Source organism: Bowmanella dokdonensis (assembly GCF_017254865.1).
Lineage (GTDB): Bacteria > Pseudomonadota > Gammaproteobacteria > Enterobacterales > Alteromonadaceae > Bowmanella > Bowmanella dokdonensis.
Genome location: NZ_JAFKCV010000034.1, coordinates 1 through 1,543 on the forward strand (window position 1 = coordinate 1; position 1,543 = coordinate 1,543).

General features: G+C 56.2%; 3 protein-coding genes. All 3 read right to left on the bottom strand.

The window, feature by feature from the left end; all coding sequences use genetic code 11:
- Window positions 1-75 precede the first annotated feature (75 nt).
- The 3 genes from J0A66_RS21375 to J0A66_RS21385 are packed head-to-tail and all read right to left on the bottom strand — an operon-like array spanning window position 76 to window position 1,429.
- Window positions 76-654, bottom strand: a complete 579-nt coding sequence (locus tag J0A66_RS21375) for a phage tail protein (RefSeq protein WP_000975070.1) — start codon at window positions 652-654, stop codon at window positions 76-78.
- A gap of 11 nt (window positions 655-665) precedes the next feature.
- Window positions 666-1,019: a head-tail joining protein gene (locus J0A66_RS21380; protein WP_000752979.1), complete on the bottom strand. Its 354-nt coding sequence runs from the start codon at window positions 1,017-1,019 to the stop codon at window positions 666-668.
- 11 nt (window positions 1,020-1,030) lie between these two features.
- On the bottom strand, window positions 1,031-1,429 hold the full coding sequence (locus tag J0A66_RS21385) for a DNA-packaging protein FI (protein WP_000158919.1): 399 nt from the start codon (window positions 1,427-1,429) through the stop codon (window positions 1,031-1,033).
- Window positions 1,430-1,543: the final 114 nt, after the last annotated feature.

Sequence of the window (1,543 nt, forward strand, 5' to 3'; positions counted from 1 at the left end):
GACCATCAAAAAACGTCGCCCCGGTGTCATGCTTCTCCAGTGCATCCAGTACGGCTGCACGGAGTTCAGTATGTTTCATCGCTTTATTACCATCCTCAGTTGATGCTGCAGCGCATAGCCCAGCTCTTTCGGAAGACGTTCACGCCGTATCCGCTCAATATTTTGTTTAAACGCCGTGGTCAGCGGCACCGCCATCGGGATTTTCACCACATCAATGGGGTAACGGTTTTTCCCAGCCACACGCTGCATGACATGCCACCGGCCATTTTTCAGTTGCTGAATAAACGCGCCGGGAATACGACGGTTACCCACCACAAGCACGCTGCCGCCACCTTTCAGGGATGAACGCTGCCCCTTTTTACGACGCCTGCGGCGCGAAAGGACAACCCGCGCATTACCCAGCTTGATTACGGGCAAATCCCCCCGGTTAACTTTGATTCTGGCCTGCGGATTTTTGACCGTGGCCCTTTTCAGCCTGGCCCTTTCCTTTACCAGTTTCCGGCGTACCTTTGTCTCACGGGCAACCTGTGACGCCGACTGCGATATCGCGGATGAAGCAACGCGGTTAATGGCCATTGCGGCGGCACCAGGCACCGCCGTTTTGCTGATACGGCTGAGGTTTTCAACGGCCTGCTCAAGACCTTTTATGGCCATACATCCCCCTTTCAGCGGCGACGGTTAACGGCAGGCGGTACGCCCCGTCCAAGCCAGAGATGACAACTTCCGCCATCATCCGGCGAAACCCGATCTACCCAGAAATTTTCCTCACCGATGGTCAGCGTGTCTCCACGCCGCAGCTGCCGCACCTCATCAGTCCGGACAAACAGGGACGGGCTGGAGCCTTCAACGCGCACGCCCTGTCCGGCATAGCTGATATTTTCAGGGTCATCAAAAACACCACGTATCACCGCACCTGACTGCTCACCGGATGTAATGGTGGCTGACGTTCCCATGTACCCGCGTATCGTTTCATCGGCGCGGGCAATGGCAGCATCGAACAGGTTATCGAAATCAGCCACAGCGCCTCCCGTTATTGCATTCTGGCCAGGCCGCGCTCTGTCATTTCGGCTGCCACACCGGCAGAGACACGAAACGCCGTTCCCGGCAGCACAAATGCCACAGGTTCATCCCGCGTGGCGTGAAGTGCATCAGTATGCAGCTTCACCAGTGCCACGACCGTGACCAGTTCAGACGTATCCAGAATCACGGTATCCGGCTGCGCTGATCCCACCTCATTTTCATGTCCGGTCAGCACATTTTCCCGGCTGAGAGGGGTGTCCTGACCGGCAGTTTCATCCGTGTCATCAAGCTCCTCTTTCAGCTCTGCCACACGGAGCGCCAGTTCTTCTTTCGTCCCCGTCAGGCTGACATCACGGTTCAGTTGTTCACCCAGCGAGCGGAGACGGGCAATCAGTTCATCTTTCGTCATGGACTCCTCCACAGAGAAACAATGGCCCCGAAGGGCCATGATTACGCCAGTTGTACGGACACGAACTCATCAGTCATCAAGCTCCTCTTTCAGTTGTACGGACACGAACTCATC